Consider the following 23,564-nt stretch of genomic DNA (forward strand, 5'->3'; position numbering starts at 1 on the left):
GGTCAGGAGAGCCCGGGCGAGGTCGCGTCGGCGGGCGTCCGGCCGCCCTCGCCCCGGGCCTTGGCCTCGGCCCAGCGGGAGGCCGGGCCCATCGCGAACGAGGCCGCCAGCAGCAGCCCGCCGAGCAGCAGCCAGCCGGGGATCCCCCAGAGCAGGAGCAGCGCGGTCAGCAGCAGCGGGCCCAGGGTCCGGGCGACGGGGACCCCGGTACCGAAGAAGCCCTGGTACTGCCCGATCCGCTCGGCCGGGGCCAGCGAGAACCCGATCTGCCAGGACCCCGCCGACTGCCGCATCTCGGCGTCGGCCTGGAGCGCGGCGCCGGCGACGAGCAGCGCGGCCGCCGCCCACCCGGAGGACGGCAGCGCCGAGACGGCGAACACCGCGCAGGACAGGGCCATGACAACACCGGAGACGCGCAGGGCCCGCCCGGCGCTGTCCAGGTCGGTGACGGGCCGGGCCAGGCGCACCTGGAACAGCATCACGGCGAGGGTGTTCAGCACGAACAGCGCCGACACCAGCCAGCCCGGGGCCTGGGTGCGCTCGGCGATCCACAGCGGGATCGCCAGGCTCAGCAGCGGCATCCGCAGCAGCAGGACCGCGTTGAGCAGTGTGACCAGGGCGTACGGCCGGTCGCGCAGCACCGCCAGCCGCGGCTCCCCCGCCGCCCGCCCGGGGGCGGGCCCGACCGGGGGCAGCCCGCGCAGGACGGCGGCGCAGACCAGGAAGCTCGCCGCGTCCAGGGCGAACACCACGAGGTAGGCCCGCTCGGTGCCCGCGCCGAGGGCGAGGCCGCCCAGGGCCGCGCCCAGCGCCAGTCCGGCGTTGAGGGTGGACTGGAGGTGGGCCAGCACACCCGTGCGCTCCTGCGGGGCCACCAGGCCGGCGAGCAGGGCCTGGCGGGCGGCGGCGAGGCCGCACTGGGAGACGGCGTAGAGGACCACGGCGCACAGGAAGGCCGGGAAGGACCGGATGAACAGGAAGGAGGCCACCGAGGCCGCGGTGGCCAGCGCCAGCAGCACCGAGGTGCCGCGCGGCCCCCGGCGGTCGGCCAGGGCGCCCAGCGGCACCCCGGCGACCGAGCCGACCGCCCAGGCGAGGGTCAGGCCGAGGCCGATCTGGGCGGGCGAGAGGCCCACCACGCGGGTGAAGTAGAGCGCGGAGCACACGTAGTAGGCACCATCGCCGACGGAGTTGCTCAACTGGGCGGCGGCCAGGCGGCGGGGCGCGCCGGGCGCGGGCAGGAACCGTATCGTCACCGGTCCATTGGATCATCGAAACGGCCCGCCGGCATGGGCCGCTCAGGCATCTGTCAGATGGGCCATTCCGCGGCCCGCGGCTCAGAGGCCGCCGAGGAACTCCAGCAGCGCCCGGTTGAAGGCCTCCGGCTGTTCCACCCCCGGCAGGTGCCCGGCCCGTTCGATCACCTCGAGCCGGGCGTGCGGGACGAGGGCGCACAGGGCCTCGGCCTCCGCGACCGGGGTGTAGACGTCGTCGGCGCCCACCAGCACCAGGCAGGGCACCTCCGGGGGCAGGGCCGCGAGCACGGGCCGGTAGTCGGGCCGCTCGGCCCGGCCGCGCAGGGCCGCGGCGGCGCCCCGCGGGTCGGTGGCCCGCATCATGGCGCTGACCCGGGCGGCCGCCTCCGGCTGGCCGGTGACGTTGTAGGGCGCCAGCATCTTGTCAATGACTTCTTCGGCATACGGATCCATCCCCTCCGCAAGAAGCCGCTCGGCGGTCCTCCGGCGGAACTCCGCGCCTTCCCCGGTCTCCGGAACGGGGGAGGTGTCGGAGAGGACGAGGGCCCGCACGAGACCCGGGTGGCGCAACCTGAGCTCCATCGCGATCTGCCCGCCCATGGACACTCCTCCGACGACCGCCCGTTCGATACCCAGGTCCCGGAGCAGCCCCGCCAGGTCGTCGGCGAAGGCGGCGAGCGGGGTCTTCTCCTCGACGGCCGGATTCTCCCCGTATCCTCGCAGGTCAGGGGCGATTACGCGGTAGCCGGCCGCGGTCAGCGCCGCCGTCTGCGGGGCCCACATCGAGCGGTTGAACGGGTGTCCGTGGACGAGGATCACGGGCGCTCCGGCCGTCGGACCAAAGTCATCGAAAACACACTTTGCGCCATTGCCAAATAGGGGGTTCATGAGAGGACCCTAAGGGGCTACATTGAGCCACTCGCGTTCACCTGACAGCCCGTTGCCTTTCACCCGCGTTTTGCGCGGGGGGTGACGTCAGGGACGCAGACTGTGCAACCACCCCACCGCCCAGAAGGACCGAAGGCTCCGTGCCCGTACCCGTACTCCTCGCCGGCCGCTCCGTGCGGCTCGAGCCCCTCGCCCCCCACCACACCGAGGCCCTGGCCGAGGCCGGGGCCGAGGATCGTACGACTTACGCCTTCACTCCCGTGCCGCACGGGTTGCAGGCGTCCCACGAGTACATCGACCGCGCCCTCTCCGATCAGGCAGCGGGTCGATCCCTTGCGTTCGCCGTGGTCAGAGCCTCTGACGGGCGGGTGGTCGGGTCGACCCGGTTCCTGGAACTCGACTACTGGCAGGGGCCGCTCGTCTGGCCCGCCGTGCCCGGGGTGCCCTTCGGGGATCCCGCGACGGCGATCCCCGACGCGGCCGAGATCGGGAACACCTGGCTGTCCCCGGCCGCCCAGGGGACCGGCATCAACACCGAGGCCAAGCTGCTCATGCTGCGCCACGCCTTCGAGACCTGGGGCGTGCGCCGCATCTCGCTGCGGGCGGACGCCCGCAACGGGCGCTCGCGGGCCGCGATGGAACGTCTCGGCTTCACCTGCGAAGGGGTCCGCCGGGCCCATTCGCGGGGGCTGGACGGAGCGGTGCGCAGCACGGCCTTCTACTCGATCCTCGACGAGGAGTGGCCCACGGTCCGCTCGATCATCGAGCTGCGCATGTCGGCGGCGGCGCCGCGCAGGCGCAGGCGCAAGACGCTGATTCCGGCGTAACGGTCCTGCGGGCTCCCGCCCGCCCGGTTCCACCGTCCCGCGGCGCCCCGCGCCGCGGGACTCCCGGCCCTCGTCCCGCCCCTGCCCCGGCCGCTCAGCCGAGGAAGGCCGGGGCGAGGGCCGAGGCCGTCACCCGGGTCACCGTGCCGCCGCCGTCGGCCGGCACGGAGTACAGGTCCGCGCCGAAGTCCCCGGGCAGGGAGTAGACGACGGTCCGGTCGTCGGTCCACACCACCTGGTCGTCCACGCTGCGCTCCTCGGCGAGCGGGGTCTCCTTCATGGAGGCCAGGTCCAGGACGTACAGCCGCCAGGGGGCGTCCTCGGGCAGGCCGGGCACCCGCTTCTTGAAGACCAGTCGGGTCCCGTCCGGGGAGAGCGAGGGACACTCCAGGTTCTCGCGCAGGACGGTCACCGTGCGCGCGGCGAGGTCGCCGCGGACCAGGTGGGTGCGGCCGCCGGTGGCGAGGGTCGCGTAGAAGGTCTTCTCGTCGGCGGCGAAGGTGACCCCCCAGAAGTTGACGTCGGCGTTCCGGTAGGTCTTGGCGTCCATGAGGATCGTGAAGTCCTCCAGGGAGGCGTCGTACTTCCCGGTGCGCAGGTCGAGCAGGGAGGTGCGGGTGGAGAAGTTCGTGCCCGCGTACGAGTCCCCGCCGACGAAGACCGTCCAGGCCACCAGGTGCCCGCCCGGCGAGACCCGGGCGCGGGTGGGGATCCCGGCGAGGGGGCGGGAGGCGACCTCCCCCAGGCCGGCGTCGAGGACGACCGCCCGGTAGCTCTCCTGGACCCCGCCCTTGTCGGACTGCAGGCAGATCCCGGTGCCGGCGGCCGCGAAGAAGCGCAGGCACTTCACCCCGGAGGAGGTGCGGGGGCCGTCGGGGGCCGCGGCCGGCACGGAGGTGAGCTCGTCGCGGTGCGGGCCCCAGGCCATGTTCCGGAAGACCATCCGCCGGCCCCCGTCGCCGGGGGCGAGGGAGACCGTTCCCGGGGTGATCTGCGGGCCGCCGGGCCGGGCCTGGTCCTTCTCGTCGGCCCGCGACCCGGCCCGGACCACGGCGATCACTCCGACGGCGGCGAGCAGGACGACGGCGCAGACCAGGATCAGGATCCGGCGCTGGAGGGTCATGGGGGCCTTCGGTCTTTCTCGTGTGGGGATGCGGTGGTGCGGGCGGCGGCCCGGGTCAGGTCCCGTCGGGCTTCAGCCGGGCGCAGCCGGCGACGGCGAGCGCGAGCAGGACGGCGGCCACCGCGAGGGCGGGCCGGGGACCCCAGACGGTCCAGGCGGCGCCGAAGCCCAGGGAGGCGGCGAACCGGGCGAGGGCCTGGCCGGTCTGGACGAGGGCGAGCCCGCCGCCCCGGTGCTCCTCGGGCACGGCTCCGGCGGCCTCGGCCATGAGCACGCCGTCGGTGGCGGCGTAGAAGGCGCCGTGCAGCAGGAGGACCGCGTAGGGCAGGGCCGGGTGGGCGGCGCCGGTGAGGAGCAGTCCGTACGCGAGGAGCAGCGCGAGGTGGCCGCCGAGGAAGACCCGGCGGCGGCCGACGCGGTCGGCGAGGCGGCCCAGGGGCATCGCGAGCAGGAAGAAGGCCGCGGCGGTGCCGAGCGGCAGCAGCGCGAACCAGCGGTCGGCGATCCCGGTGGCCTTCTGCAGCAGCAGGAAGACGAAGGCGTCGCTGACGGTGCACAGCCCCAGCAGCAGCGCGCACAGGGCGGTGCGGCGCAGGTCCCGGCGGCGCAGCAGGCCGAGGGAGGCCCGCAGGGAGACCGGGGCGGCGTCGGGGGCCGGCTCGGTGCGGCGGCCGGGTACGAAGAGGACCAGCACCAGGACGCCGAGGGCGGCCACGCAGGCGCTGACGGTGAAGACGGCGTCGTAGCCGTCGGCGGCGCCGCGCAGGATCAGGAAGGCCAGGAGCGGTCCGATCAGCGCGCCGGCGGTGTCCATGGCCCGGTGCACGCCGAAGGCCCGGCCGCGGTCCTCGGGGGCGGCGGCCAGGGAGATCAGCGCGTCGCGCGGGGCGGTGCGCAGTCCCTTGCCGGTGCGGTCCAGGGCGAGGACGGCGCCGATGGCGGGCAGGGTGTGGGCGAGCAGCAGGAGCGGCTTGCACAGGGCGGAGAGGCCGTAGCCGATGCCGGCGAGCGCCTTGTGGCGGCCGAGGCGGTCGCCGAGGTGGCCGCCGGTGAGGCGGACCAGGGCGCTGACGCCGTTGTAGACCCCGTCGAGGAGGCCGAAGCCGAGCGGGGTGAGCCCGAGTCCGGCGACGAGGTAGAGCGGGAGCACGGCCGTGACCATCTCGGAGGAGACGTCGGTGATCAGGCTGACCGTGCCCAGGGCGAGCACCGTGGGGGCGAGGGCGGCGCGCCGCCCCGGGCTGGTGCCCAGGGCGACGGCCGGCGTCTCGGGGGCCACGGCGGGCGCGGGGGTACCGCGACTGTCCGCGACGTACATGGTCAGGAAGCCCAGATCCCCGTGATGTCCTTGGCGGTGGCGGCGTTCCCGGCGTGGGTGGTCAGCCCGGCCAGGCCCTCCAGGGTCCGCAGCATGTCGTAGTGGTTGTAGGTGGTGGCCGACGAGGAGCCGGGGGTCACGGGCTGGCCGTAGAGCACGGTCGGGATCTGGTTGCCGGCGAGGCGGTTGTCCTCGTCGAAGGTGACCACGAGGAGGCTGTTGTGGGTCTTGGCCCAGTCCGCGTAGGCCTTGAGGTTGTTCTTGAGCCAGGTGTCGCCGGTGCCGACGGAGCAGTCGTGCATGTCACTGCAGAGGTTCGGGACGACGAAGGACACCTGGGGCAGGGTGGTGAAGTCCGTCGGGAACTGGGTCATCGTCTTCGCGGTGCTGGTGGGCACGTTGGAGAAGGCGAACCAGGGGTTGTGCTTGCGGGCGTACTTGCCGCTGGAGCAGGTGGTGGAGCCCTGGCTGGGGAGGGTCTCGTTGTAGCTGCCCCAGCTCTTGCCGGCGGCGATCAGCTCGGAGGCCAGGTTGGGCGCGGAGCTGAAGCCGGGGGTGTAACAGCTGTCGTCCGTGACGCCCTGGTTGGAGCCCGAGAACAGCTGCATGTAGTTGGGCTGGCTGGGGTGGGTGATGCCGAAGGACTGGGTGAGGTTGGCACCCCCGGCCTTGAGGGAGTTGATGTAGGGGGCGCTGGAGCTGCCGATGACCTGGTTGTAGGCGTGGTTCTCGAAGACCACGACGACGGTGTGGTCGGGGGCGGGCAGGCCCGCGGCGTGCGCGGGCTGGGCGCTGCCGACGCCGGCCCACAGGGCGGCGCCGGCGGCGGTGACGCCGAAGGCGGTGGCGAGGGCGGTCTTGCGGCGAGGCCGTGAAATGGTCATGCCAAACACGGGATGTACCTCCGGGCACATGGGGGAAGTCTTGGGGGCGGCGGCGCGGACGCACCATACCCAGGGGCATGTGCATGGGCCAGGGACGCGCGGGTAACAGCAGGGGAACTCCGCGCGCCCTCCAGGCGATGGGCAACGCACTACCCCCTGGACCGTCAAGAAAAGGAAAAATAGGGAACCCCGAGGCACTATCGTTCATCATTCGAACGGAAGCAGTCCTCCCCACGACGGGGCCAGCTACAGCCGGAGAGCCACCGCACATGTCGTACTCACCCGACGGCCAGTACCAGCCGCCGTACAGGCCGGAAGGTCAGAACCCGCCCCCGCGCCCGCCCTACGGCCAGCAGCAGGGCCGGCCGCAGCCGCCCTACGGCCAGCCCCCGCAGGGCGGCCAGCCCTACGGCGGACCCGGTTACGGCGGACCCCAGCAGGGCCGGCCGCAGCAGGGCCGGCCGCAGCAGGGCGGCCCGTACGGGCAGGACCAGTACGGTTACGACGCGCCGACGCAGGTGCAGCCCCGTTTCGAGCAGCAGCAGTACCAGCACCAGCAGCAGCAGCAGCAGCAGTACGACCGGTACGAGCCTCCCTACGACGAGGAACCGCCGCGCCGGAAGTCCAAGGCGAAGAAGTGGATCATCGCGGGCGTCACCGTGCTGGCCCTCGCCGGCATCGGCGCCGGTGTCATGGCGTACTTCGAGATACCGCCGTTCAGCGACAAGGGCGAGGCCGTGTCCTTCGGCAAGCCCGGGGGCGGCGGCCAGGCGGGCGGCAAGCAGGCGCCGAACTCGAAGATGTCGATGCCGACCAACCCCACGGCCCAGTTCAAGAACGCCTCGACCCTCTCGGACGGCACCCACGTGGCGGTCACCGAGCTGGACGGCAAGAAGTCCGGGTTCAAGGGCAAGGTGTGGGTCTGGGCTCCGAAGGAGTACAACGACCCCAAGTTCGCCAAGAGCGGCTTCCCGGTCATGATCGCCCTGCCCGGCGGCGCCGGCTACCCGGTGAACTACTGGATGGGCACGGACCTCAAGCTCCAGGCCAGCATCAGCAAGTGGTACAGCGAGGGCAAGAGCAAGCCGTTCATCCTCGCCATGCCCGTGCTGAACCCGGAGCCGGACAAGGGCATCTACTGGGACGGCTCCGACATCCCCAACCAGCCCAAGATGGGCACCTGGCTGACCGACGACGTGCCGGACCTGATGCGGGAGAACTTCCGCACCATCAAGTCGCGTGACGGCTGGGCGTTCATGGGCTCCTCCACCGGCGGCTTCGCGAGCCTCAAGGCGGTGCTGAAGTACCCCGAGAAGTTCAAGGCCGCCATCTGCTCCGGCCCCGACATCGTGCCCGACTCCCCGCTGTGGAAGGGCTTCGACAAGGAGAAGGCGGAGAACAACCCCGAGGTGCTCGCCAAGCAGCTCATCGACAAGAAGGGGTCTCCGGACGTCTACCTGGCCTTCCAGGTCGGCGACAACGAGAGCAACAAGAAGACCCTTCCCGACGTGCAGAAGTTCGTCTCCACCTATACCAAGGGACCCATCCACACCACGCTGAGGGTGATCCCGGGCGGCGAGCACAACGCCAAGACCTATGTGCCCAACATGGGCGAGGGACCGATCGAGTTCATCAGCAAGGTCATGGAAGGACCAGTGGAGTAACGGCCTCCGCACGCACTGCCTCCGGCTCCGGCCCGTCGAAGACCTTCGGCGGGCCGTTGCCGTCCCACGGGGCCCAGCCCGGGTCCCCGGTGGTGGCGAAGCCGACCCACGCCCGGTGCATCTCGTCGGCGAGGGCCTGCGGCGCGTCCGGCCCGGCCAGCCAGCGGGACTCGGGCAGGCCGAGGGTGTCGAAGACGAAGCCCAGCTCCAGCGCGTGGCAGGCGCCGAGCCCGGGCAGCCCGCTCGGCCAGCGGAACTCGTAGAGGTGGCTCGGGGCCGGCCGGTCGGCCCCGGCGATCCGGCGCAGGGGGTCGCGCAGCAGCCGGTCGGTGACCAGGTGCCCGGCGAGGTCGGCCGGGGAGGCGTCCGGCAGCGCCGCGCGCACGGCCCGTACGGCGGCCCGGTCCTTGCCCCCGCGCAGCCGCCCGTACGCCACCGCGAGCGGCCCGAGCCGGTCCAGCAGCCGCCCCCCGCCGGTCGGGGCGAGCCACAGCCGGTGCTCCTGTGCGGTCCAGCCCATCAGCAGCGGCACGTCCGAGGCCGCGGCGGCCTCCAGGGGGTCGGCCGGGAGCGTGTCCGGGTCGGTGACCAGCCCGAAGGCGGGGCCGCCCAGCACCGGGGAGGAGCGGCGCATGGCCGCCTCCTGGGCGGCGAGCAGCGCGGGCAGGCCCACCCCCTCGAAGGCCCGGGCGGTCGCGGGGACCCGCAGCCGGGCGGCCATCCGCCGGACCATCGTGCGGACCTGGTCGCGCGGGAGCGCTTCGGGGGCCCCGCTCTGCAGCACGGCCCGGGCGAAGAGGCCGGCGGCGCGCGGGGCGGCCGTCAGGGCGCCGATGCTGATGGCCCCGGCGGACTCCCCGAAGACGGTGACGCGCCCGGGGTCCCCGCCGAAGGCGGCGATGTTGTCCCGGACCCATTCCAGGGCGGCGATCTGGTCGAGGAGGCCCCGGTTGGCCGGGGCGTCGGGGAAGAGTCCGTAGCCGAGGACCCCGAGCCGGAAGTTGATCGAGACCAGCACGACCCCGTCACGGGCGAAGGCCGAGCCGTCGTAGACGGGGACCGCGGACGAGCCCCGGGTGTGGGCGCCGCCGTGGATCCAGACCATGACGGGCAGCCGGGCCCCGGGCGCCGGGTCCGGGGTCCAGACGTTGAGGGTGAGGCAGTCCTCGCCGGGGATCTCCGGGTCGGACAGCAGGGCGGCGAAGGCCGGCGGGTAGGGCACCTTGGGCGCGGTGGGCCCGAACGCCCCCGCGTCGCGCACGCCGTCCCAGGCGTCCGGGGGCCGCGGGGCGGCGAAGCGCAGGGGGCCGGTGGGCGGGGCCGCGTAGGGGACGCCGCGGAAGACGGCGGTGCCGCCGGACTCCCAGCGGCCCTCCACGACTCCGTGCCCGGTGCCGGCCCGGGGCCGGTGGGCGCCGCCCGCTGTACTCATCCGCGCTCTCCTCGGTCGGCCCCGGTCCGCGTCCGGGCTCCGCTCAGGCCCGGTTCCGCTTCCGGGCGTTGCGAGCACGGTCGCACAGCCGTCCGGAGGGTGACAAGGCGTGACCGGCTCCCGGGCGCGCCGGGTTGGACCGGCATGCGAGCGAACCTCATCCCCCCTGCCGCGGCCGCCCTGGTCCTGGGCGCCCTGCTGTCGGCGGCGGCCGGCGCGGCGCAGGCCGCCGGAGCCGGATTCCAGTACGTCGGCCAGGACGACCGCGTCCACGGCGTGACCTCCACGAAGGGCTGCGTGGAGGCGGCGGGCGGCGGCGGGCGCGCGGTCACGAACCAGACGCCGCTCGTCGCCTCCCTGTACCGCGAACCGCACTGCAAGGGCCCGGTGGTGGCGGTTATGCGGCCGGAAGCGGTCAGTCCGGTCCGGCCCTCCTTCGCCTCTGTCCGTTTTTCTCTCCCCGGGTAGCCCACGGGCCGTGACCACTCGGCGCTCGCCGCGTTGTATGCCATGTCAAATGCCGCAGAGGATGCGGCGCCCACATCTCACGAGGAGATCTTGATGTCGCGTATCGCGAAGGCATTCGCCATCACCGCTGTCGCCGGCAGCACCCTGGCCGCCGGCGCCGGTCTGGCCGTCGCCGATGCCGGAGCGCACGGTGCGGCGGTCGGCTCCCCCGGTGTCCTGTCGGGCAACCTCGTTCAGGTTCCGGTTCACGTCCCGGTCAACGTCTGCGGCAACACCGTCAACGTGATCGCCCTGCTGAACCCGGCCTTCGGCAACACCTGCGTCAACGCCTCGGGCGGCGGCGGCCACCACACCGAGGGCGGCAGCTACGGCGAGTGATCGCCTCCCCCGCCTGACCGGCGACAAGGCCCCCGCCCGACGGCGGGGGCCTTTCCCGTGTCCCTCGTCCCCCGTCACTCGTAGCGGTAGACGCCCCCGTGGCCGAGCATCTCGCGCGGGGTGACGCCCCACGGGGGCATCGGCTCGTCCAGGGAGATCACCCGGCCGCGCTGGAGGTCGCCGGGTTCCAGCCGAGCGGCCGGCAGGTAGCCGGAACCGGGGTGGCGCTGCTGCCAGCGGTCCCAGATCAGGTCCACGAAGGCGTGGTGCAGCCAGAACGCGGGGTCGTTCGGGGAGGTCGCGCCCGTCATGTGGCCGCCGATCCACTGGTGGACCTTGTTGTGGTTGCGCCAGCGCTCGCTCTTGGGGGCGGCCCAGCCCTCCAGCTTGTTGCGGAAGCTCCCGGCCCCGGTGGTGGAGTTCCAGGGCGAGGAGTCGTAGACCGGGTCGTCGATCGCCCACTTGAGCTCGGCGGCCGTCGGCAGGGAGACCGGGTTGCCCGGGCGTCCGAGGTTGCGGGTGAGGAACGGGGCCTCGCTGACCCCCTCGGTGATCGTCCAGTTCCCGTTCCGGTGGGCGAAGGGGCCGGTCGTCACCTGGAGGTCGCCCTCCCGGCCGGTGCCGCCGAGGAAGTCCTCGGCCCACAGGGAGGAGACGGGGCTGGAGTCGGCGGTCCAGTCCCAGTACGGCACGGAGACCTGGGGGTCCACGGCCCGCAGCCGCTTCTCGAACTCCAGCAGGTAGCTGCGGTGCCAGGGGAAGAACGACGGGGACATGTGGCCCACGCGCCGCTTGGTGTCCCGGTCGGGCACGAAATAGGTGCCGTGGGTGCGCACGAACTCGTCGTAGGTTCCGTCGCGCTTGAGTTCCAGCAGCGCGGACGTGAACCGCTTCTTCTGCGCACTGGTGAGGTTCTTCTGGTTCTGCCGCGTGTACACCGCGGGGGTCCTCCTTCTCCCGGCCGGTCAGCCGTGGTGCGGGGCGGCCAGGGCCAGCTGGGTGGTGCCGAGTTCGTCGACTGCGGCGCGGGCCGCTTCCAGCGGGGTGTCGTAGGACTGGAAGTGGTTGACCGCGCTGAGGTAGCTGCCGTCGGCCCGGCGCATCACGTGCAGGGGACGGCCGTCGATGCGGACCGCCGCCGAGGCCGGGTCGACGCTGATGTGCCGGCCCCGGTACGTCTCCTCGCTGAGCGGGGCCGGGCCGAGCGTCTGGCGGGGGCGGCGGGCGCGCAGCACGGGGGCCAGCGCGGCGGCGGTACCGGCGAGGGCGGCCGCGCCGAACGCCGAACGGAGGAAGGCGCGGCGGGTGCAGGTGGCGCTGGCGCTGGCGTGCATGGGTCTCCCTCGCTCGGTGGTCCGCGTACGGGGGTCTAACGCGGAGTGGCGGGGGGAGGTCACCAGTGCGGAACGGTTCCGCCGCGCGGGGCCGGACTTTCGCCGCCGCGCGGCGGGCCGGGGCTACGGCGCCGGGAGTTCGGCGAAGTCGGCCACCAGGCCCCGGTGGTGGCCCGCGGTGCCCAGCGCCAGCGAATCGGCCTTGGCGCGCTTGAGGTAGAGGTGGGCGGGGTGTTCCCAGGTCATGCCGATGCCGCCGTGCAGCTGTACGCACTCCTCGGCCGCGCGGACCGCGACCCCGGAGCAGTGGGCCTGGGCGACGGCCACCGTGAGGGGCGCGTCCGGGGCGGCCGTGGCGAGGGCGTCGGCGGCGGCGCGGGCGGCCGCGCGGGCGGAGGCCACGTCCAGCCACAGCTGGGCCAGGCGGTGCTTGAGGGCCTGGAAGGAACCGACGGGGCGGTTGAACTGGTGGCGGCCGCGCAGGTACGCGACGGTCTCGGTGAGGCACCACTCGGCCAGCCCGAGCTGTTCCGAGGCCAGCAGGCCCGCCCCGGACAGCAGGGCCCCGGCCACGGCCGCCCGGGCCGTCGCGGGGTCGGCGAGACGGGTGCCGGAGGCGGCGTCGAGGGTGACGGTGGCCAGCGGACGGGTCAGGTCGAGCGGGACCGCCGGCCGCAGGACCGCCCGGTCGGCGGGGACCGCGTGCAGCCCGGTGTCGGCGAGGACCAGCAGCACGTCGGCGGCCACCGCGTCGGCGACGGAGGTGACGGTACCGCTGAGCACCCCTCCCCCGGCGTCGTGCAGCGGCGCCGGCAGCGGCGCGCCGGGGGCCAGGGTGAGCGGCAGGGCGGGCACGCACAAGAGGCGGCCGGCCGCGAGCTCCCGGACCAGGTCCGCCGCTTCGGGGCCGTCGCAGGCGCAGGTGAGCAGGATCTCCGTGGCGAGCACGGAGCCGGTCAGGTACGGGACGGGGGCCACGGCCCGGCCCAGTTCCTCCAGGACCACGGCGGCCTCCCGGTGACCGGCGCCCGCCCCGCCCAGCTGCTCGGGGACGAGCAGTCCGGCGGCGCCGATCTCCGCGGCCAGGGTGTGCCACAGCCGCGGGTCGTGGGGGCGGCCGGTCTCCGCGCGGGCCAGCACGTCCGCGGGGGCGCAGCGGTCGGCGAGCAGGGACCGTACGGCCGCGCGGAGTTCCTCCTCCGTGCCGGAGTAGAGCAGGTCGATGGGGGCGCGGGGGGCCGGGTGGCCCGGCCGCGGCGGGAGTGCGGTCATCGGGCGAGGTCCTTCCAGGGGGTGTCCTTGTCGTCGCGCGGTTCGGCGGGCAGTCCGAGGACGCGTTCGGCGACGATGTTGAGGAGGATCTCGCTGGTGCCGCCCTCGATGCTGTTGCCCTTGGCGCGCAGGTAGCGGTATCCGGCGTCGCGGCCGGTGAAGTCGACGAGGTCGGGGCGGCGCATCGTCCAGTCCTCGTACAGGAGGCCCTCCTCGCCGAGGAGTTCCACCTCCAGGCCGCTGATCTCCTGGTTGAGGCGGGCGAAGGTGAGCTTCATCCCGCTGCCCTCGGGGCCCGGCTGGCCGGCCGCGAGCTGCTGGCGCAGCCGTTCGCCGGTGAGGCGGGCCACCTCGGCCTCCACCCACAGGCCGAGCAGCCGCTGGTGCAGGGCGTGGGTGCGCAGCTCCGGGCGTGCGCGCCAGGCCGCGGCGACGGGGGCGATCATGCCGCCCTCGCGCGGGAGGCGCATGCCGCCGATGGAGACGCGTTCGTTCATCAGGGTGGTGCGGGCGACGGCCCAGCCTTCGCCGACGGCTCCGAGGCGGTGGGCGTCGGGGATGCGGACGCCGGTGAGGAAGACCTCGTTGAACTCGGCCTCGCCGGTGATCTGGCGCAGCGGGCGGACCTCGACGCCGGGGGCGTGCATGTCGCACAGGAAGTAGGTGATGCCCCGGTGTTTGGGGAGCGCCGGGTCGGTGCGGGCGATCAGGATGGCCCAGCGGGCGGTGTGGGCGCTGGAGGTCCACACCTTCTGTCCGTCGACCACCCATTCCCCGGCCTCCTCGTCGAGGACGGCGCGGGTGCCGAGGGCGGCGAGGTCCGAGCCGGCTCCGGGCTCGCTGAACAGCTGGCACCAGACCTCCTCCCCCAGCCACAGGGGGCGCAGGAAGCGGTGCTTCTGCTCGTCGGTGCCGTAGGCGAGGATCGTGGGCGCGGCCATGCCCAGGCCGATGCCGATCCGGCGCGGGTCGTTGTCGGGGGCTCCGGCTGCCTCCAGTTCGCCGTCCACGGCGGCCTGGAGGGTGCGGGGCGCACCGAGGCCGCCGAGGCCCTCGGGGTAGTGGACCCAGGCGAGTCCGGCGTCGAAGCGGGCGCGCAGGAAGTCGGCGGGGGCGGTGGTGCCGGGCGGGTGGGCGGCGAGCAGGTCCCGGGTGCGGGCGAGGAGTTCCCCGGCGGTGAGGGTCATCGGCCGCCGCCGTCCGGGAGGGACGGTACGACGACGAGCCGGCCGGTGGTGGTGCCGTCGGCGACGCGCTGGACGGCGTCGGCGGCCCCGGCGAGCGGGATGCGTTCGCTGACCAGGGGGGTGATCGCGCCCTGGTCGGCGAGGCGGGTGAGTTCGGCGTGGCAGGCGAGGACGGCGGCGGGGTCCTTGGCGGCGTAGAGCCCCCAGTGGAGGCCGAGGACGGCGTAGTTCTTGACCAGGGCGTGGTTGAGGGCCGGGGCGGGGACGGTGCCGCCGGCGAAGCCGACGACCACGATGCGGCCCTCGAAGGCCACGCATTTGGCGGAGGCGGCGTAGGCGTCGCCGCCGACGGGGTCGTAGACGACGTCGGCGCCGCGGCCGCCGGTGAACTCCTTGACCCGGGCCGCGATCCCGGCGGGGTCCTCGTCCGTGCGGTCGAGGACGAGGTCGCAGCCGAGCTCCTCGGCGGTGCGGGCCTTGGCCTTGCCGCCGACGACCCCGATGACGGTGGCCCCGGCGGCCTTGCCGAGCTGGACGGCGGCGCTGCCGACCCCGCCTGCGGCGGCGTGCACGAGCAGGGTCTCGCCGCGCTGCAGGCGGGCCCTGCGGTGGAGGCCGAACCAGCCGGTCTGGTAGCCGATGTGCAGGGCGGCGGCCTCGGCGTCGTCGAGGGAGCCGGGGGCGGGGAGCAGGGCGCGCGCGGGGGCGGTGACGTACTCGGCGAACCCGCCGTGGGGCAGGCTCGGGTTGGCGAGGACGCGCCGGCCGTCCTCGGTCTCGCCGCAGACCTCGACGCCGGGGGTGAAGGGCAGCGGCGGCCGGATCTGGTACTGGCCCCGGGCGAGGAGGGCGTCGGGGAAGTTGACGTTGGCGGCGAGCACCCTGAGTCTGACCTCGCCCTCGCCGGGTACCGGTTCGGGGACCTCCTCGAGGCGCATGGCCTCGCGGGGTTCACCGGTCGTGTGTACTCGCCATGCCTGCATCCGGGGCCTCCAGCCGCCGTCGAGGAACCACGCTCGGCGGCATACTAAGCGGTCGCTTGACACCTTGGGAACCCTCCGCGGAACGGGGCGTACCGGGGGTGGGGAGCCGCTCCCGCCAGGACCGGCCACCCTTCCCGATCATCAAACGCGCGAACGACGGGTGAACGGGAGTACCGGGATATAGCATCAACACGCCCCTTTCCCAGGGCATATGACGCACCGTGGGGGGGGTGTGCGACCGGAGCGCATCGCTCCGGGGCGCGCCCGCCCCACGGGCACGGACCACGGGGGGAACACCACCTTGAACAGCACCCGCACGCACACGCGCACCCGTACGCGCCGCGCCACCGCGGCGGCGGCCGCCGCCGTCGTCCTGGCGGGGATCGTCACCGCGGCCGGACCGGCCACGGCGGCCACCGGCTGCACGCCCCGCATCCAGGTGCTCGGCTCCATCGGTTCCGGCGGCTACCAGACGGGCAACCCGCAGACCGAGCTGGTCCTCGGCCTCGGCACGGGCAACCTGTCCGTCGGCCGCTCCGACGGCAGGCCCGTCTACTGGACCGGTACCCGGCTCCACAAGGTCCCCGTGCCCGACGCCACGCTCTCGGGCGCCGTGCTGGCCGTGAACAAGAGCGGGCTGATGGTGGGCGCCGTGCTCGGGGCCGACGGGTACCTCTTCACCTACCGGGCCGGGGACGCCGCGGTCACCCGCCTGCCCGGCAGCGACTTCCAGTCCGACGAGGCCGACGTCAACGACGCCGGGTACGTCGTCTCGCGCAACCGCAGCGGTCTGGGCGTCGTGTGGAAGGACGGCCGGAAGGTCCGCGACCTGCCCGCGCCCGCAACCGCCCTCCCCGGCACCAGGATCGAACTGGTCACCGGGATCAACACGAAGGGGGACGTGCTCGGTATGGCCCGCGAGGACTACGAGGTCCCGGAGACCGGCGAGCACCGGGAGGGCACCTACCCGGTGCTCTGGCCCGCCGACGGCGGCCCCGCCGAGGCCCTGGCCCCCACCGGGAACGACAGCCACGTACAGGACCTCGACGAGAGCGGCCGGATCGTCGGCTACGACTGGCTCGGCATGGCCTACCGGTTCACACCGGCGGTCTGGACGCCGCCCCGCACCGGGCCCGCCTCCTTCCCCGGCACCCTGAAGACCCACCCCTACGGCACCTTCGAGGCGATCACCCCGACGACCAACGTGTCCGTGGGCACCGCCAGGTTCCATCCGGACGAGCAGACCCTCCCCGACCAGGCGCAGCTGTGGCCGGGCGCGGGTCCGCTGCTCGCCCTGCCCCGGCTGGCCGCGAACGGGGCGAGCACCGCCTCGTCGGCCGCCGACGACGGCCGGGTCGGCGGCGCGGCCGTCAACTCCGCGGGCACGCTGAAGCCGGTGATCTGGACCTGCGCCACGAAGCAGGCCTACCTGCCGCAGTGACCGGCGGGTGCGCGGGCCTGGCCATCCCCGCGCCCACGCGCTATCGATGCCCCATGACGGACGAGACCAGGCGCGGGCTGCCCGCGCCCCCGCCGCTCGGCGCGAGCGCCCTGCCCCCCGGCACCTACGGGGGGCGGGTGGTCCTCGTGACGGGCGGCGGCACCGGGCTGGGCAAGGCCATCGCCACCGAGTTCGCGCGGCTCGGCGCCGACGTGGTGGTCGCCGGCCGCCGCGCGGAGCAGCTCGCGGCGGCGCGCGAGGAACTGGCGGCGGTACCCGGCGCGGGCCGGGTGGCGGCCGCCGTGTGCGACATCCGTGACCCGGAGCGGGTCGCGGAGGTCTTCGACGCGGCCGCGGCGGCGCTCGGGCCGCCGGACGTCCTGGTCAACAACGCCGCCGCCAACTTCCCCTGCCCGGCCGAGGACCTCTCCCCCAACGCCTGGCGGGCGGTGGTGGACACCACCTTGACCGGGACCTGGTTCATGACCCGCGAGTTCGGCCGGCGCCACCTCGCCGCCGGCACCCCGGGCTCGATCGTCAGCATCGGCGCCTCGTACGCCTGGACCGGCGGCCCCGGCTTCGCGCACAGCGCCGCGGCCAAGGCCGGGGTGAAGAACCTGGTGGAGACCCTCGCCGTGGAGTGGGGCCCGTACGGGATCCGGATCAACGGCCTCGTGCCGGGACTGTTCCCGCACGCCGACATGACCCGCGACATCCGGGGCGGGCTGGAACGGGCCGCCCCGGAGGGCAGCGATGCCAGGCAGCCCGCGCTGCGGGTGGGGGCACCGCGCGAACTCGGCTGGGCGGCCACCTTCCTCGCCTCCCCCTACGCCTCCTTCGTCACCGGGCACACCCTGGTGGTCGACGGGGCGAACTGGCAGCGGCGGTCCCTGGTCCAGCCGGAGGTCGTACCGGTGCGCGAGCAGCTGGGGCGGGGACCGTTCACCCCCTGACCGGGGCGTTGTCAGTGGCGTACGGCACCATCGGCAGCATGAAGATCCACGAATGGGAAGCGTTCCTGCGCACCTGGAGCGCCGAGCGCGATGCCGCCGGGCGGACCGAGGACCCGGCGCGGCCGCCGCTCGGCTGGCTGGGCTTCGACCCGGCCCCGGCGGAGCGGACAGCCGCGCTCGAGGCCCGGCTCGGGGCCCCGCTGCCGCCTTCCTACCGCGCGTTCCTCGAGGTCACCGACGGGTGGCGGTGGGCCGGGGAGTTCGTGGAGCTGCTCGCACCGGCGGCGGAGGTGGGACTGCTGCGGGAGCTGACGCCGTCCGTCCACGAGGACCTCACCCTGTGGGAGGCGGAGGACGCGGAAGAGGACGCCGACGACGAGGCCGACGCCGACGACGAGGCGGAGGACGAGCAGGGCTACGAGGAACACGAGGACCACGAGGAGTACGAGAGCGCGCGGTGGAACCGGGCCGTCCAGATCTCCCTGACGGGGGACCAGACCTGGCTGCTCCTCGATCCCGGTGACATCGGCGCCGACGGCGAGTGGGCGGCGTACCGGTACTCCAGCTGGAGCGGCTCCGGCCCCGTGCGCCACGCGTCCTTCGCCGGGCTGATGCGGGCGGAGTACGAGGGCTTCCGCGCCCTGCGCATACCGGGGGCCGCCTCCTAGGCTCCCCCGAAGCGCGGGGGCCGGCGGGCGGCCTGGGCGGTGTAGCCCTCGCGGGCGTCCTCGGAGGTCAGGGTGAGGGCGGCGGTCATCGCCACGCGGTCGAGGGCCGCGGGGAGGGCGGCGTCGGCGTAGGCGTCGACCGCGCGCTTGATCCCCTGGACGGCGAGCGGGGCGTTCGCCGCGATCTCCGCCGCCAGGGCGCGGGCTGTCGTGTCCAGCTCGGCCGGGGGCACCACCAGCTGGACCAGGCCCAGCCGCTCGGCGGTCACGGCGTCGATCCGCCGGCCGGTCAGGGCCAGCAGCTTGGCCCAGCCCGCGCCCGCCTCCCGGGCGATCCGCAGGTCCCCGCCGGCGTCCACCGCCACCCCCAACCGCGCCTCGGGCAGCGCGAAGACCGCGTCGTCGGCGGCCACCCGGATGTCCGCCATCAGGGCCAGTTCGAAGCCGAAGCCGAGGCAGTAGCCCTGGACGGCGGCGACGACGGGCTGCGGGAGGCGGGAGAGGACGGCGAAGCGCTCGTGGACCCAGCGGATGCCCTCGTAGTAGTTCCGGGTCCGCTGGGCGGCGGAGTCCCCCGTCATGGCTCCGCCGGGGGCGGTCACGTCGATGCCGGCGCAGAAGGCCCGGCCCTCCGCCCGCAGCAGCACCGCGCGCACCGCCGGGTCGAAGCGGATCCGGTCGGCGAGAAGGCCCAGCTGTCGGGTGGACTCCCAGCTCCAGCCGTTGAGCGTGCCGGGGCGGCAGAGGGTGAGGAGCGCGATCCCGTCCTCGACCTCCAGCCGGAGGCGTTCCTCACCCTCGCCGATGTCCGTGCCGATCGTGTCGATCACCGTGAAACACCCCCGCGGGCACCAGAATTGACGGCTCGTCAGATTAGGTGCCCGCGGTCAAGGGGTCAACGGGGGAAGACCTCGAACGCGACCGCAGGGACGCCGCCGAAGCGGGCCGCCGCCTGCCGGACGCTGCCGGTCAGGAAGTCCCGGACGTACTCCTGCGGGTCCTGGTCGGTCAGGGCCGCGATGTAGGCCTTGTGCTCCAGCAGGGAGTGCACGGCGCGCTCCAGCCCGGGTTCCGCCTCGACCGCGTGCGTGGGCGTGGTGGTCCCCGACACCGCGACCCAGCGCACGCCGTCCCACGGCTCCAGGCCCTGCTCGGAGATGAGCTCGGGGAAGATCCACCGGTTGCCCGCGTCTCCGGCGGCGTCCAGGACGGCCCGGCCGACGGCCTTGTGGTCGGGGCTGTTCCAGTTCCCGCCGCCGTCCGCTCCGCCCCAGGTGTCCCGGTGGTTGAGGGTGATCACCAGCTCGGGGCGGTGGCGCCGGATGGCGGCGGCGATGTCCCGGCGCAGGGCCGGGCCGTACTCGACGACTCCGTCGCGGTGGTCGAGGAACTCCACGGTGGAGACCCCGACGACGGCCGCACTGGCGCGCTGCTCGGCCTCGCGCAGGGGGCCGCACTCGTCCGGGGCCACCCCGTCGATCCCGGCCTCGCCGCGGGTGGCGAGCACGTAGGCGACCTCGCGGCCGCCGTCCGTCCAGTGGGCGATGGCCGCCGCGCAGCCGTACTCCAGGTCGTCGGGGTGGGCGACGACCGCGAGCGCGCGCTTCCAGTCGGCGGGCATCGGCTGCAAGGGCGCCTGCTGATCAGCTTGTTCGGTCATGCGTCGCACAATAGGCGAACTACTCCTCCAGGAGCGTGAGCAGGCGGTCCAGGACGCGGGGGCCGCCCGCGCGGACGCCGTCGTGTTCGTACTCGTCCGTCACCCAGGTGCGCAGGCCGCGGATCGTGCGGGCGGTGCGCAGGGAGTGGTCGGTGTCGACGTACATGTCGTCGTGGTAGACGGCGGCCGCCACCGGGACCTCGTTGACGGCCAGGCGCTCCGGGTCGTAGAGGGGCTGCCAGCCCGTGCGGGCCGCCAGGAGGCCGGCGGTCTCGCGCAGGGGGGCCAGGGCGGGGTCCGCGGTGAAGTGCCAGGGATGGATGGTCTCGCCGGTGAACAGGAGGGGGTCCGTGCCCCCGAGGGTCTTCGCGGCGTCGAAGCGCGGGTGGGCGGCGCGGACCCGTTCGGCGGCCCAGCCGGTGGGAGTGGCGGGGTCCTGGGCGTAGATGGACTCGTGGAGGAGGGCGTAGAGGGGGTGGCCGGCGAAGGAGAGGTGGGAGAGGGCCGCTTCGAGGAAGGCGTCGGAGAGGGCGGGGCCGGAGGCGGTGGTGACGAAGGCGTCCTCGAGGAGGTAGTGGAGCTGGTGGCTGCCGTCGCCGCCGCCCAGGAGCAGGCCGAGCGACTGGAAGGCCTCGGCGGTGAGCCGGTAGCCGCCGGGGAGTTCGGCGGGACGGTCGGCGAGGTGGGCGGCGATGCGGCGGGCGCGTTCGACGTCCATCGGGTAGCGGGCGTAGTGGGCGAGGTTCTTGCGCTCGATGCGCGGGAACGCGGCCTCGTACACCTGGGTCGCGGTGGCGTCCAGGGAGGGCAGCCCGCCGGTGATCAGGGCGGCGGTGAGGCCCTCGGGCGCGGTGGAGAGGTAGTGGGTGGCGCAGAACCCGCCGAAGCTCTGGCCGAGTACGGTCCAGGGCGCGCCGCCGGTGAGGGTGCGGCGCAGGTGCTCGGCGTCGCGGACGATGGAGTCTGCGCGGAAGTGGGCGAGGTAGTCGGCCTGCTGCTCGGGGGTGCCGCGCAGGGGCAGGGTCTGCCGGTTGGCGGGGGTGGAGCGGCCGGTGCCGCGCTGGTCGAGGAGCAGGACACGGTAGTCGGCCAGGGCCCGCTCCAGCCAGGCCTGCCGTCCGGTGAAGCGCCGGGCCCCGAAGCCGGGGCCGCCCTCCAGGTAGAGCAGCCAGGGCAGCCGTTCGGGGTCCTTGCCGGTGGCCACCACCTCGCGCGCGTAGAGCTCGATGTGCTCCCCGCCGGGGCGGGCGTGGTCGAGCGGCACGGTGAAGTGGTGGTCGGTCAGGACGACACCGGGCTGGCGGTAGCTGTGGCTGCGCTGGCGGGTCACGGACGGCCCCTGGGGGTGCGGGCCCTGGCCCCGGCCGGGTCGCGGCCGGGGCGGGCGGAGGTGTGCGGTCCGGCCGAGTCTACGGAACCGGCCCCGGCGTCACCCGCTCAGAACTCGACCACCGAGCGCAGCACCTCGCCGCGCTCCATGCGGGCGAAGGCCTCCTCGACCCCGTCGAGCGGGATGGTCTCGGAGACGAAGGCGTCGAGGTCGAGCCGGCCCTGGAGGTAGAGGTCGATCAGCAGGGGGAAATCGCGTTCGGGCAGGCAGTCGCCGTACCAGGAGGACTTCAGGGCCCCGCCGCGGCCGAAGACGTCGAGGAGGGGGAGTTCGAGCTTCATCTCCGGGGTGGGCACGCCGACCAGCACGACGGTGCCGGCCAGGTCGCGGGCGTAGAAGGCCTGCCGGTAGGTCTCGGGGCGGCCGACGGCCTCGACGACCACGTCCGCGCCGTTGCCTCCGGTCAGCTCCTGGATCGCCTTGACCACGTCCTGCTCGCGCCCGTTGACGGTGTGGGTGGCGCCGAGTCCGCGCGCCCACTCCAGCTTCCGGTCGTCCAGGTCGACGGCGATGATCTTCGAGGCGCCGGCCAGCCGGGCGCCGGCCACCGCCGCGTTGCCCACTCCCCCGCAGCCGATGACGGCGACCGAGTCGCCGCGCCCGACGTTGCCGGTGTTCAGGGCGGCGCCGAGGCCGGCCATCACCCCGCAGCCCAGGAGGCCCGCGGCGGCGGGCGAGGCGGCCGGGTCGACCTTGGTGCACTGGCCGGCGGCGACGAGGGTCTTCTCCGCGAAGGCGCCGATGCCGAGCGCCGGGGAGAGCGGGGTGCCGTCCTCCAGGGTCATGGGCTGGGTGGCGTTGTGCGTGGCGAAGCAGTACCAGGGGCGTCCGCGCTTGCAGGCCCGGCAGGTGCCGCACACCGCGCGCCAGTTGAGGACGACGAAGTCGCCGGGGGCGACGGAGGTGACGTCGGGGCCGACGGACTCGACGACGCCGGCCGCCTCGTGGCCGAGGAGGAAGGGGAACTCGTCGTTGATGCCGCCCTCGCGGTAGTGCAGGTCGGTGTGACAGACCCCGCAGGCCTGGACCTTGACCAGGGCCTCGCCCGGGCCCGGGTCGGGCACGAGGATCGTGGTCGTCTCCACCGGTGCGCCCTTGCTCCGCGCGATGACTCCTCGTACGCGATGTGTCACGTCGTACCCCGTTCTGATCGGATCGGTCTGGATCACCGAACGTACACGGGCGGCGCGCGGTACGGGAGTTGTGTCACGTCCCGGCGCGCGGTACGGCCAGATCCGGCGGTACGCAGGCCCGGAGGGAGGCGGCGAAGGCGGCCACGGCGGGGTGGGCGCCGGCCCCGCCGCGGAAGGCGATCTTGGTGCGGCGTTCCATGTGGAGGCGGGTCAAGGCGACGCCGGGGTCCGGGGGGCCGGCCATCCCGAGCTGGGGTACGACGGCCACCCCCTGCCCGGCCGCGACCAGCGCGAGGACGGTGGCGAACTCGTCGATGCGGTGGCGGACGCGCGGGGTGAACCCGGCGGCCTGGCAGGCGCGCAGGGTCATGGTGTGGCAGAGGGTGCCGGGGGTGGCGGTGATCCAGGGCGCGTCCCGGTGCGCCCGCAGCACCGCGCCCTGGTCGCGGACGGGGTCGCCGACGGGCGCGGCCGGGCCCGCTCCCGGGCCGGGCCCCGGGTGCGCCCCCGGCCCCGACCACGGCTCCGCACCCGGGGCGGAGGCCGGGTACCCGGCCGCAGCCGGTGCCGTTCCGGGACCGGGCCCCGAGTACGCGTCCGGCTCCGGCCACGCCTCCGCCGCCGGGGCGGGGGCCGGGCACGAGGCCGGCCCCGGGTACGGTCCCGCGGCCGGTGCCGTTCCGGGGCCGGGCTCCGGGTGCGCGTCCGGCTCCGACCGCGGGCCGGGGGCCGGGTAGGGGGTCGGTCCCGCGGTCGGAGGCGGCTCCGGCGCCGGGGTCGCCAGGTACATCGCCTCCCCGTACAGGGGTCGGGTGGCGAGGCCCGGCTCGGCGGGGGTGGGGACGAAGTCGTACTCGTGGACCAGGGCCACGTCCAGTTCCCCGGCCCGCAGCGCGTGCGCGACCGCCGCCGGGTCGGTCTCGTGGACCATCGGCTCCAGCGCCGGGTGGCGGCGGGCCAGGTGGACCAGGGCGGCCGGGACGAGGGCGCGGGTGGCGGTGGGGAAGGCCCCGACGCGCAGCACCCCGGCGAGGCCGCTGCGGGCCTCGGCGAGGTCGGCCTCGGCCTGTTCGAGCCGCTCCAGGACCGCCTCGGCGTGCCCGACCAGGTTCTGGGCGGCCGGGGTGAGCCGGACCCGGCGGCCGGTGCGCTCCAGCAGCGGCAGCCCGGCCTCGCGCTCCAGGACGGCGAGCTGCTGGGAGACGGCGGAGGGGCTGTAGGCGAGGGCCTCGGCCACGGCGGCGATGGTGCCGCGGCGGGCGAGTTCACGCAGGAGCCGCAGGCGGCGTACGTCGAGCATCGGCT

Annotated in this window: 23 protein-coding genes; 7 read left to right on the forward strand and 16 right to left on the reverse strand. The window is 74.5% G+C overall.

Annotated features, from left to right (window positions below; all coding sequences use genetic code 11):
- Positions 1-2: 2 nt before the first annotated feature.
- Positions 3-1,256: an MFS transporter gene (locus ACFVXK_RS12835; RefSeq protein ID WP_389611529.1), complete on the reverse strand. Its 1,254-nt coding sequence runs from the start codon at positions 1,254-1,256 to the stop codon at positions 3-5.
- Positions 1,257-1,337: 81 nt separating this feature from the next.
- A complete protein-coding gene (locus ACFVXK_RS12840; RefSeq protein WP_389611530.1) occupies positions 1,338-2,144 on the reverse strand; it encodes an alpha/beta fold hydrolase in 807 nt (268 codons plus the stop codon).
- 140 nt (positions 2,145-2,284) lie between these two features.
- Here ACFVXK_RS12840 and ACFVXK_RS12845 point away from each other — a divergent pair, with 140 nt between their 5' ends.
- Positions 2,285-2,971 (forward strand): GNAT family N-acetyltransferase, encoded by a 687-nt coding sequence (locus ACFVXK_RS12845; RefSeq protein WP_389611531.1) that lies wholly within the window; start codon positions 2,285-2,287, stop codon positions 2,969-2,971.
- 94 nt (positions 2,972-3,065) lie between these two features.
- Here ACFVXK_RS12845 and ACFVXK_RS12850 read toward each other — a convergent pair whose 3' ends face one another.
- Genes ACFVXK_RS12850 through ACFVXK_RS12860 form a run of 3 tightly spaced genes read right to left on the reverse strand, consistent with a single transcriptional unit; the run spans position 3,066 to position 6,296 of the window.
- A complete protein-coding gene (locus ACFVXK_RS12850) occupies positions 3,066-4,094 on the reverse strand; it encodes a hypothetical protein (protein WP_389611532.1) in 1,029 nt (342 codons plus the stop codon).
- Between the two features lie 55 nt (positions 4,095-4,149).
- Positions 4,150-5,412, reverse strand: coding sequence for an MFS transporter (locus tag ACFVXK_RS12855; protein ID WP_389611533.1), 1,263 nt, complete (start codon positions 5,410-5,412; stop codon positions 4,150-4,152).
- A gap of 2 nt (positions 5,413-5,414) precedes the next feature.
- Complete coding sequence (locus ACFVXK_RS12860; protein ID WP_389611534.1) at positions 5,415-6,296, reverse strand: alkaline phosphatase family protein; 882 nt, start codon at positions 6,294-6,296, stop codon at positions 5,415-5,417.
- Between the two features lie 269 nt (positions 6,297-6,565).
- On the opposite strand from ACFVXK_RS12860, the gene ACFVXK_RS12865 reads away from it, so the two are divergent.
- Positions 6,566-7,960 carry an alpha/beta hydrolase-fold protein gene (locus ACFVXK_RS12865; protein ID WP_389611535.1) on the forward strand — a complete coding sequence of 465 codons (1,395 nt, stop codon included), beginning with the start codon at positions 6,566-6,568 and terminating at the stop codon, positions 7,958-7,960.
- Here the strand turns inward: ACFVXK_RS12865 and ACFVXK_RS12870 are convergent.
- A complete protein-coding gene (locus ACFVXK_RS12870) occupies positions 7,938-9,392 on the reverse strand; it encodes a carboxylesterase/lipase family protein (RefSeq protein ID WP_389611536.1) in 1,455 nt (484 codons plus the stop codon). The genes ACFVXK_RS12865 and ACFVXK_RS12870 overlap by 23 nt on opposite strands.
- A gap of 144 nt (positions 9,393-9,536) precedes the next feature.
- Here ACFVXK_RS12870 and ACFVXK_RS12875 point away from each other — a divergent pair, with 144 nt between their 5' ends.
- Positions 9,537-9,860, forward strand: a complete 324-nt coding sequence (locus ACFVXK_RS12875; RefSeq protein WP_389611537.1) for a hypothetical protein — start codon at positions 9,537-9,539, stop codon at positions 9,858-9,860.
- 93 nt (positions 9,861-9,953) lie between these two features.
- On the forward strand, positions 9,954-10,238 hold the full coding sequence (locus ACFVXK_RS12880) for a chaplin (RefSeq protein WP_389611538.1): 285 nt from the start codon (positions 9,954-9,956) through the stop codon (positions 10,236-10,238).
- A gap of 74 nt (positions 10,239-10,312) precedes the next feature.
- Here ACFVXK_RS12880 and ACFVXK_RS12885 read toward each other — a convergent pair whose 3' ends face one another.
- The 5 genes from ACFVXK_RS12885 to ACFVXK_RS12905 form a co-directional block, all read right to left on the reverse strand.
- The gene (locus ACFVXK_RS12885) at positions 10,313-11,176 is read right to left on the reverse strand and encodes a tyrosinase family protein (protein ID WP_389611539.1); all 864 of its coding nucleotides are present in this window, start codon (positions 11,174-11,176) and stop codon (positions 10,313-10,315) included.
- A 27-nt stretch (positions 11,177-11,203) separates the two neighbouring features.
- The gene (locus ACFVXK_RS12890) at positions 11,204-11,572 is read right to left on the reverse strand and encodes a tyrosinase family oxidase copper chaperone (protein ID WP_389611540.1); all 369 of its coding nucleotides are present in this window, start codon (positions 11,570-11,572) and stop codon (positions 11,204-11,206) included.
- Between the two features lie 123 nt (positions 11,573-11,695).
- Positions 11,696-12,844, reverse strand: coding sequence for an acyl-CoA dehydrogenase family protein (locus ACFVXK_RS12895; RefSeq protein WP_389611541.1), 1,149 nt, complete (start codon positions 12,842-12,844; stop codon positions 11,696-11,698).
- Entirely contained in the window at positions 12,841-14,031 is a 1,191-nt protein-coding gene (locus ACFVXK_RS12900; RefSeq protein WP_389611542.1) for an acyl-CoA dehydrogenase family protein, read from the reverse strand. The genes ACFVXK_RS12895 and ACFVXK_RS12900 overlap by 4 nt, the downstream gene beginning before the upstream one ends.
- Positions 14,028-15,014 (reverse strand): NADPH:quinone oxidoreductase family protein, encoded by a 987-nt coding sequence (locus ACFVXK_RS12905; protein WP_389611543.1) that lies wholly within the window; start codon positions 15,012-15,014, stop codon positions 14,028-14,030. The genes ACFVXK_RS12900 and ACFVXK_RS12905 overlap by 4 nt, the downstream gene beginning before the upstream one ends.
- A 301-nt stretch (positions 15,015-15,315) precedes the next feature.
- Here ACFVXK_RS12905 and ACFVXK_RS12910 point away from each other — a divergent pair, with 301 nt between their 5' ends.
- The 3 genes from ACFVXK_RS12910 to ACFVXK_RS12920 are packed head-to-tail and all read left to right on the forward strand — an operon-like array spanning position 15,316 to position 18,076.
- On the forward strand, positions 15,316-16,455 hold the full coding sequence (locus ACFVXK_RS12910; protein ID WP_389611544.1) for a hypothetical protein: 1,140 nt from the start codon (positions 15,316-15,318) through the stop codon (positions 16,453-16,455).
- A gap of 53 nt (positions 16,456-16,508) precedes the next feature.
- Positions 16,509-17,408, forward strand: coding sequence for an SDR family oxidoreductase (locus ACFVXK_RS12915; RefSeq protein WP_389611545.1), 900 nt, complete (start codon positions 16,509-16,511; stop codon positions 17,406-17,408).
- Positions 17,409-17,446: 38 nt separating this feature from the next.
- Entirely contained in the window at positions 17,447-18,076 is a 630-nt protein-coding gene (locus tag ACFVXK_RS12920) for an SMI1/KNR4 family protein (RefSeq protein WP_389611546.1), read from the forward strand.
- Here the strand turns inward: ACFVXK_RS12920 and ACFVXK_RS12925 are convergent.
- The 5 genes from ACFVXK_RS12925 to ACFVXK_RS12945 form a co-directional block, all read right to left on the reverse strand.
- Positions 18,073-18,906 (reverse strand): enoyl-CoA hydratase/isomerase family protein, encoded by an 834-nt coding sequence (locus ACFVXK_RS12925; RefSeq protein ID WP_389611548.1) that lies wholly within the window; start codon positions 18,904-18,906, stop codon positions 18,073-18,075. The genes ACFVXK_RS12920 and ACFVXK_RS12925 overlap by 4 nt on opposite strands.
- A 65-nt stretch (positions 18,907-18,971) precedes the next feature.
- Positions 18,972-19,736: a PIG-L deacetylase family protein gene (locus ACFVXK_RS12930; protein ID WP_389611549.1), complete on the reverse strand. Its 765-nt coding sequence runs from the start codon at positions 19,734-19,736 to the stop codon at positions 18,972-18,974.
- 19 nt (positions 19,737-19,755) lie between these two features.
- Positions 19,756-21,066, reverse strand: coding sequence for an alpha/beta fold hydrolase (locus tag ACFVXK_RS12935; RefSeq protein ID WP_389611550.1), 1,311 nt, complete (start codon positions 21,064-21,066; stop codon positions 19,756-19,758).
- 107 nt (positions 21,067-21,173) lie between these two features.
- The gene (locus ACFVXK_RS12940; RefSeq protein WP_389611551.1) at positions 21,174-22,259 is read right to left on the reverse strand and encodes an S-(hydroxymethyl)mycothiol dehydrogenase; all 1,086 of its coding nucleotides are present in this window, start codon (positions 22,257-22,259) and stop codon (positions 21,174-21,176) included.
- Between the two features lie 73 nt (positions 22,260-22,332).
- A complete protein-coding gene (locus tag ACFVXK_RS12945; RefSeq protein WP_389611552.1) occupies positions 22,333-23,559 on the reverse strand; it encodes a LysR family transcriptional regulator in 1,227 nt (408 codons plus the stop codon).
- Between the last annotated feature and the right edge of the window lie 5 nt (positions 23,560-23,564).

This window comes from Streptomyces sp. NPDC058157 (genome assembly GCF_042884105.1).
GTDB lineage: Bacteria > Actinomycetota > Actinomycetes > Streptomycetales > Streptomycetaceae > Streptomyces.